Genomic DNA, 8343 nt, shown 5'->3' with positions numbered 1-8343 from the left:
CGTGGCGCATTGATGCGCCCGCCCTCTCCCCCGCCCCTCTCCCGGAGGGAGAGGGGAGAACACAGGGGGAAGATCGAAAGCCCTCGGTTTGCTCCCCTCGCCCGCTTGCGGGAGAGGGGCCGGGGGAGAGGGTAGGCGCTGGCTATGCCTCGAACGCCGCCGCGGCCCGCCCGAGGCGGTCGCGTACCCCGTCCCAGAATGGGTGTTTCGCGGGGCGCCTTGAACAGGGTCGTGRCGCATTGATGCGCCCGCCCTCTCCCCCGCCCCTCTCCCGGAGGGAGAGGGGAGAACACAGGGGGAAGATCGAAAGCCCTCGGTTTGCTCCCCTCGCCCGCTTGCGGGAGAGGGGCCGGGGGAGAGGGTAGGCGCTGGCTAAGCCTCGAACGCCGCCGCGGCCCGCCCGAGGCGGTCGCGTACCCCGTCCCAGTCGTGGGCGTCGGGGACTGGCTCGAACACGAGCCGGCTGAAACCTTCCTTGTCGAGCTTGCGCAGCAGGCCGTAGAGCGCCTGGGCATAGGCGTCCGGCGTGGCGGGTGCTGGCACGAACACGCAGCGCGGGTCGTTGCTGACCTGCGTGGCGCCGACCCAGGCGAGCCGGCCATCGCCCGGCAGCGCCGCCAGGTAGCGCGGCAGTTGATCCGGCGAAGCCAGCGTCAGCGGCGTGCGCGGTGCGTAGTGAGCCTTGAGCGTGCCCGAGGCGCGCGGCGCGGCGGCGTCGGGGGCCAGCGGCATCGTGCCGAGCACGTCGGCCATCATCGCCGCCGTGATCGCGCCGGGGCGCAGCAGCACCGGCCCGACCTCGTCGATGCGCGACAGATCGACGATCGACGATTCAATGCCGATATCCACCCCATCGCCCTCCAGCACGTAGACCGTGCCCTCGAACTCGTCCCGCACATGCTCGGCTGTGGTCGGGCTGACCTGCCCGAACTTGTTGGCCGAAGGCGCCGCAATGCCGCCCCGGCCGCGCCGGAAGCGCGACAGCAGCGCCTGCGCCACCGGGTGCGAGGGGCAGCGCAGCCCGAGGCTGTCCTGCCCGCCCGCCACCGCCGCCGGAATATGGGCGGCGCGCTTGAGAATGATCGTCAGCGGACCGGGCCAGAAGGCGTCGATCAGCTTTTGTGCCGCTTCCGGCACCTCCGCAGCCCAGTAGCCCACATCGGCGCCATCCACCACGTGGACGATCACCGGATGGTTCGACGGCCGGCCCTTGGCGGCGAAGATGCGCGCCACGGCTTCGGGGTTCTCGGCATCGGCGCCCAGCCCATAGACGGTTTCCGTCGGAAAGGCGACGAGCTGGCCGGCCTCGAGCAGGCGGACGGCCTCATCCAGTTCGGCCGCCGTGGGCATGCGTGAAGACATCGGCAACCCTCAGACCGGGATATGGAGCGCCTGCGCGGCGGCGTTGAACGCCGCCTCGGCGGCAGCGGCCTGCTCGCCCACGCAGTTCACATGGCCCATCTTGCGCGACGGCCGCGCGTCGTTCTTGCCGTACAGGTGCAGCTTGGCGCCCGGCTGGCCGACGACCTCGTCCCAGGCCGGCGTGCGCTCCAGGCCGAACTCGAACCAGACATCGCCCAGCAGGTTCAGCATCTTGCCGGCCGAATGCTGGCGCGTGCTGCCCAGCGGCAGGCGGGCCATGGCGCGCACCTGCTGCTCGAACTGGCTGGTCTCGCAGGCGTCCATGGTGATGTGGCCCGAGTTGTGCGGGCGCGGCGCCATCTCGTTGGCGACCAGCGTGCCATCGGTCAGCACGAAGAATTCGATGCAGAGCACGCCGACGTAGCCCATCTCCGTCGTCACGGTGGCGGCGGCGGCGCGGGCGCGGTTGGCGATGTCGTCGGACACGCTCGACGAAGGCATGGTGGTCGAGAACAGGATGCCGTCCCGATGGACGTTCTCGGCCAGCGGCCAGGTGGCGGTGCTGCCGTCGGCGGCGCGGGCGGCCAGCACGGACACCTCGTAGGCCAGCGGCAGCATCTGCTCCAGCACGCACGGCACGTGCTGCATGGCGCGCCACGCGGCGCGCACGTCCTCGCGCGTCTTCACGCGGGCCTGGCCCTTGCCGTCGTAGCCCATGCGCGCGGTCTTGAGGATGCCCGGCAGCACGTTGTCCGGAATCTGGTCGACATCGGCATCGTGCTGGATCACCCAGTGCGGGGCCGGCGGCACGCCGGTGCGCTCGGCGCACGAGGCAAAGAACTTCTTCTCGCCGATGCGGTTCTGGGCAATCGACACACAGTAGCCGCGCGGCGCCACGAACGCGCCCAGTTGCTCCAGGCGGTCCAGCGACAGCGACGGCACGTTCTCGAACTCGGTACTCACCGCTTCGCAGAGCTGGCCCATCTCGGCCAGCGCCGCTTCGTCGGTATAGACCGCGCAGATATGCCGGTCCGCCACGGCACCGGCCGGGCTGTCCTGGTCCGGGTCCAGCACGCAGACGCGGTAGCCCATGGACTGCGCCGCATGGGTGAACATGCGGCCGAGCTGGCCGCCGCCGAGCATGCCGAGCCAGGCGCCGGGCAGGATCGGCGCGGTCGGGTTGTCCACGCCGAACTCGGCGCGCGACTCCGGCGTGTGGGCTTCGGACAGGTAGGGATGGATATCGGTCGGCATGCGGATCGGTTCCGGCGGCTTACTTATAGATAGAGAGAGGGACTGGGGCTCAGGCCGGCAGCGTCATGGCGCGCGCGGCCTCGGTCTGCTTCGCGCGGAACGCCTCGAGCGCGCTGGCCAGCGCGTCGTCGGTGGTGGCCAGCGTGGCGATGGCGTGCAGCGCCGCGTTGGCCGCGCCGGCTTCGCCAATGGCGAAGGTGGCCACCGGCACGCCCTTGGGCATCTGCACGATGGAGAGCAGCGAGTCCTCGCCGCGCAGGTACTTCGACGGCACGGGCACGCCGAACACCGGGACGATGGTCTTGGCGGCGATCATGCCCGGCAGGTGGGCGGCACCGCCGGCGCCGGCGATGATCGCCCGGATGCCCCGGCCGCGCGCCGACTCGGCGTAGCGGAACATGTCGTCGGCCATGCGGTGGGCGGAGACCACTTGTGCCTCGAACGCCACACCGAAATCCTTGAGCATGGCCACCGCGTGCTGCATCACGTCCCAGTCGGAACTGCTGCCCATCACCACGCCGACCACCGGCTTTGCTGCGTTGCTCACGATCTGTCCTTCCTAATGCGGTTAGGCGAGTGCTTCGCCGGTCAGGCGGGTCAACGCCTCACGGTACTTGTCGGCGGTCTTCTGCACCACGTCCTCGGGCAGCTTCGGTGCCGGGGCGGTCTTGGGCCACGGCTTGCCGTCGATGCGCACGGCTTCGAGCCAGTCGCGCACGAACTGCTTGTCGAACGACGGCGGGTTGGTGCCCACCTGGTACGAATCGGCCGGCCAGAAGCGCGACGAATCGGCGGTCAGCACCTCGTCCATCAGGGTCAGCGTGCCGTTGTCGTCCAGGCCGAACTCGAACTTGGTATCGGCGATGATGATGCCGCGCGTGGCGGCGAAGTCGGCCGCTTCCTTGTACAGGCGGATCGAGATGTCGCGCATCTGGGCAGCCAGATCCTTGCCGATCCGCTCCTCGACCTCGGCGAACGAGATGTTCTCGTCGTGCTCGCCCATCTCGGCCTTGGCGGCCGGCGTGAAGATCGGCTCGGGCAGCTTCTGCGCGTTCTGCAGGCCGGCCGGCAGCTCGATGCCGCACACCTTGCCCGTCGCCTGGTAGTCCTTCCAGCCGCTGCCGGCCAGGTAGCCGCGCACCACGGCTTCCACCAGGATCGGCTTCAGCCGCTTGACCACCACGGCCCGGCCCTGCACCTGCGCCACTTCCTCGGGCGCCACCACGCTCTCGGCGCTGATGCCGGTCTCGTGGTTCGGCACGATGTGCGCCAGCTTGCGGAACCAGAAATTGGCCATCTGGTTCAGCACGCGGCCCTTGGCGGGAATCGGCTCGCCCAGGATGACGTCGAACGCCGAGAGGCGGTCGGTCGTGACGATCAGCAGCTTGTCGTCGCCAACGGCGTAGTTGTCACGGACCTTGCCATGGCCGAGCAGCGGCAGGGACTGGATGGAGGACTGATAGAGAGCTTGGGACATGGTGGGTCTGGGCCGGCGGGAGAGCCAAACAAAAAAAGCGTCGCCCCCGTTTGCGGGGGACGACGCCGTTACGACAGGATTACTGCACAACCTGGGCGAGCTTGCCCGTCTTGTACGCCGAGGCGATGTCGATCAGGCCGACCGGCTTGATCTTGCTGGCCTGGCCTTCGCAGCCAAACGCCACGTAGCGGTCCTTGCAGACCAGCTTGGCGGCTTCGCGGGCCGGCTTCAGGTACTCGCGCGGGTCGAACTTGGTCGGGTTCTCGGCAAAGAAGCGACGGATTGCGCCGGTCATGGCCAGGCGGATGTCGGTGTCGATGTTGATCTTGCGCACGCCGAACTTGATCGCTTCCTGGATTTCCTCGACGGGCACGCCGTAGGTTTCCTTCATGTCGCCGCCGAACTTGCGGATCTCTTCCAGCAGTTCCTGGGGTACCGACGACGAACCGTGCATCACCAGGTGGGTGTTGGGGATGCGCGCGTGGATTTCCTTGATGCGGCTGATCGCCAGGATGTCGCCCGTGGGCTTGCGCGTGAACTTGTAGGCGCCGTGCGAGGTGCCGATGGCGATGGCCAGCGCGTCGAGCTGGGTCGCCTTGACGAAGTCGGCAGCCTGCTCGGGGTCCGTCAGCAGCATCGAGTGGTCCAGCACGCCTTCGGCGCCGATGCCGTCTTCCTCGCCCGCTTCGCCGGTTTCCAGCGAGCCCAGGCAGCCCAGTTCGCCTTCCACGGTCACGCCCACGGCGTGGGCCAGCGCCACCACCTTGCGGGTCACGTCGACGTTGTACTCGTACTCGGCGGGGGTCTTGCCGTCTTCACGCAGCGAGCCGTCCATCATCACCGACGAGAACCCGAGGTCGATGGCGCCCTGGCAGATCGCCGGCGACTGGCCGTGATCCTGGTGCATCACCACGGGGATGTGCGGGTAGGCTTCCACGGCCGCTTCGATCAGGTGGCGCAGGAAGTGCTCGCCGGCGTATTTACGCGCGCCGGCCGATGCCTGCATGATCACCGGGGCGTTGACCTCGTCGGCGGCCTGCATGATGGCCTGCACCTGTTCGAGGTTGTTCACGTTGAAGGCCGGCAGGCCGTAGCTGTTCTCGGCGGCGTGGTCCAGCAGCTGGCGCATGGAAACGAGTGGCATGTCTAACTCCTGAATGAAAAATTTTGGGGGGTTCTTATCGGGGATGTCCGGGCCGGCAGGTTCGCACCGCCAGGGTGCCGCGTCTGTCCGGCGCGCCACATCGCGCGCGCTTGTTCCTAAACCTTAACTGCCCACCCTCACGATCTTGAGGGTATTCGTGCCGCCCGGCTGCCCCATGGGCTCGCCGATGGTCAGCACGATGAAATCGCCCCGCTGCACCACGCCCTGGGCCAGCAGCAGCTCCTCGGCCTGCTCCAGCGCCTCGTCGCGGTCCGTGCTCGACTGGAGCGGCAGCGGCACCACGTTGCGGTAGAGCTGCATCTTGCGCTGGGAGGCCAGGTTTGGCGTCATGGCGTAGATCGGCACGTGAATCCGGTGGCGGCTCATCCACAGCGCGGTGGCGCCGGAATCGGTCAGCGCCGCGATGGCCTTCACTCCCAAATGATAGGCGGTGAACAGCGCACCCATGGCAATCGACTGGTCGATGCGCGAGAAGGTCTGGTTCAGGAAGTCGGTATCGAGCTGCACCACTTCGGACTTCTCGGCCTCCAGGCAGATGGCGGCCATGGCCTCGACGGTCTCCACCGGGAAGCGCCCGGCGGCGGTTTCGGCCGACGTCATCACCGCGTCGGTGCCGTCCAGCACCGCGTTGGCCACGTCGGACACCTCGGCGCGGGTCGGCACCGGGTTCACGATCATGCTTTCCATCATCTGCGTGGCGGTGATGGTCAGCTTGTTGGCCTCCCGCGCGAGGCGGATCATGCGCTTCTGGAGCGCCGGCACCGCCGCGTTGCCCACTTCCACGGCCAGGTCGCCCCGGGCCACCATGATGCCGTCGGACGCCTGGAGGATTTCCTCCAGCACGCCCGGGCGAATGGCCTCGGCCCGCTCGATCTTGGCGATCATGCGCGCCTTGTGGCCATGCGGCTGGCCGGCCACGGCGGCCAGCTGGCGCGCCATTTCCATGTCGGTGGCGTTCTTGGGGAAGCTCACGGCCACGTAGTCCGCGCCGAGGGCCATGGCGGTCTTGATGTCCTCCATGTCCTTGGCGGTCAGCGCCGGCGCCGAGAGCCCGCCGCCCTGGCGGTTGATGCCCTTGTTGTTCGAGAGATCGCCGCCCACGCGCACCGTGGTGAAGATCTCGCTGCCGATGACGCGGTCCACCACCAGCACGATCAGGCCGTCGTTGAGCAGCAGCACGTCGCCGGGGCCCACGTCGCGCGGCAGGTCCTGGTAGTCCAGCCCCACGCGCTCCTGGTTGCCGAGCGGGCAGGTGGCGTCCAGCACGAACGGATCGCCCGGCTTCAGCGTGACCTTGCCGTTCTCGAACTTGCCCACGCGGATCTTGGGGCCCTGCAGGTCGGCCATGATGGCCACCTCGCGGTGGCAGGCCGCCGCCGCCTCGCGCACCAGCGCGGCGCGGTCGATATGGTCCTGCGCGGTGCCGTGGGAGAAGTTCAGGCGCACCACGTCGACACCGGCGGCAATCATGCGGGTCAGCATGTCCAGCGTGCTGGACGCCGGGCCGATGGTGGCAACGATCTTGGTGGAACGAGTCATGCGGGCGGTTTCCTCAAAGGCTACTGGTACGGACAGGGGCGGCTCGGGAACGATCGGGCAAAAACAGGTGACAGGTAAATCAGGCCGCAGCGCGCTGCTGGAGCACTTCCAGCGCGGGCAGCGTCTTGCCTTCCAGGAACTCCAGGAAGGCGCCGCCGCCGGTGGAGATATAGCCCACGCGGTCGGAGATGTGGTACTTGGCGATGGCGGCCAGCGTGTCACCGCCGCCCGCGATCGAGAAACCCTTGGAATTGGCGATGGCCTCGGCCAGCACCTTGGTGCCGTTGCCGAACTGGTCGAACTCGAACACGCCCACCGGGCCGTTCCAGACGATGGTGCCGGCGGCCTGGAGCTGGTCCGCCAGCTGGGCGGCGGTCTTGGGGCCGATGTCGAGGATCATGTCGTCGTCGGTCACGTCCTTGACGTCCTTGACCGTGGCGGCGGCCGTGGCGCTGAATTCCTTGGCGCAGACCACGTCCACCGGAATCGGCACCGAGGCGCCACGGCGGGCCATGATGTCGATGATGGCCTGGGCGTCGCCAACCAGGTCGTGCTCGGCCAGCGACTTGCCGATCTTCAGGCCGGCGGCCAGCATGAAGGTGTTGGCGATGCCGCCGCCGACGATCAGCTGGTCCACCTTGTCCGCCAGGGACTTGAGGATGGTCAGCTTGGTGGAAACCTTGGAGCCGGCCACGATGGCGACCAGCGGGCGGGCCGGCTGGCCCAGCGCGCGGCCCAGCGCGTCGATCTCGGCCGCCAGCAGCGGGCCGGCGCAGGCCACGGGTGCGTACTTGGCGATGCCGTGCGTGGTGGCCTCGGCGCGGTGCGCGGTGCCGAAGGCGTCGTTGACGTAGACATCGCACAGCTTGGCCATCTTCTGGGCCAGTTCATCGCTGTTCTTCTTCTCGCCCTTGTTGACGCGGCAGTTCTCGAGCAGCACTACCTGGCCGGGCGCCACGTCCACGCCATCGACCCAGTTCTGCACCAGCCGCACGGGCTTGCCGAGCAGTTCGGACAGACGTTCGGCGATCGGGGCCAGCGAGTCCTCGGGCTTGAATTCACCCTCGGTCGGGCGGCCCAGGTGGGACGTCACCATCACGGCCGCGCCGGCCTTCAGGCAGGCCTCGATGGCCGGCACCGACGCACGGATGCGGGTGTCTTCCGTGATCTTGCCGGCATCGTCCTGTGGCACGTTCAGATCGGCGCGGATAAACACGCGCTTGCCGGAGAGATTGCCTTGGGAGATGAGATCGGTGAGACGCAGGACAGAGGTCATGGCGAGTAGAAACGGGACTGGGCGGTACGCCAACAGCACGCGGCCGCGTTGGAAATCGGGGAAACCGGCATTTTACCTGATCGCCGTCACGGTTTTATGCGATTGGCCCTCGAAATGACGCCAACATCACTAATACCCACCCCGTGGGCGAAAGTGCCAGGAGCGCATCGGACTTCACTGCAAACCCCCTCGAAAGAAGGGTACAGGTATCTCTGGCGGGCTGCCCCGGTTGGGGTAATGTACGCCCTAATGTACTAAACGTATGCACCG

7 protein-coding genes are annotated in these 8343 nt (G+C 68.0%); all 7 read right to left on the bottom strand.

Annotation, left to right across the window (positions count from 1 at the left end):
- Positions 1-372 precede the first annotated feature (372 nt).
- The 7 genes from AC1DFU_RS22550 to AC1DFU_RS22520 all read right to left on the bottom strand — a co-directional run bounded on the left by AC1DFU_RS22550 (position 373) and on the right by AC1DFU_RS22520 (position 8073).
- Positions 373-1362 (bottom strand): L-threonylcarbamoyladenylate synthase, encoded by a 990-nt coding sequence (locus AC1DFU_RS22550; protein WP_092292057.1) that lies wholly within the window; start codon positions 1360-1362, stop codon positions 373-375.
- A gap of 9 nt (positions 1363-1371) precedes the next feature.
- Positions 1372-2616, bottom strand: coding sequence for a 5-(carboxyamino)imidazole ribonucleotide synthase (locus AC1DFU_RS22545; protein WP_092292055.1), 1245 nt, complete (start codon positions 2614-2616; stop codon positions 1372-1374).
- Between the two features lie 49 nt (positions 2617-2665).
- Entirely contained in the window at positions 2666-3163 is a 498-nt protein-coding gene (purE, locus tag AC1DFU_RS22540; protein ID WP_092292053.1) for a 5-(carboxyamino)imidazole ribonucleotide mutase, read from the bottom strand.
- Between the two features lie 21 nt (positions 3164-3184).
- Positions 3185-4093: a phosphoribosylaminoimidazolesuccinocarboxamide synthase gene (locus tag AC1DFU_RS22535; RefSeq protein WP_441591767.1), complete on the bottom strand. Its 909-nt coding sequence runs from the start codon at positions 4091-4093 to the stop codon at positions 3185-3187.
- A 79-nt stretch (positions 4094-4172) separates the two neighbouring features.
- A complete protein-coding gene (gene fba, locus AC1DFU_RS22530) occupies positions 4173-5237 on the bottom strand; it encodes a class II fructose-bisphosphate aldolase (RefSeq protein WP_092292049.1) in 1065 nt (354 codons plus the stop codon).
- Positions 5238-5360: 123 nt separating this feature from the next.
- Positions 5361-6797, bottom strand: coding sequence for a pyruvate kinase (pyk, locus tag AC1DFU_RS22525; RefSeq protein ID WP_092292047.1), 1437 nt, complete (start codon positions 6795-6797; stop codon positions 5361-5363).
- Positions 6798-6876: 79 nt separating this feature from the next.
- The gene (locus tag AC1DFU_RS22520; RefSeq protein WP_092292045.1) at positions 6877-8073 is read right to left on the bottom strand and encodes a phosphoglycerate kinase; all 1197 of its coding nucleotides are present in this window, start codon (positions 8071-8073) and stop codon (positions 6877-6879) included.
- Positions 8074-8343 lie beyond the last annotated feature (270 nt).

This window comes from Cupriavidus sp. 10L45 (assembly GCF_056395225.1).
The sequence above is the reverse complement of the archived record's forward strand: the minus strand, read 5'-3'. Positions and strand labels throughout refer to the sequence as shown.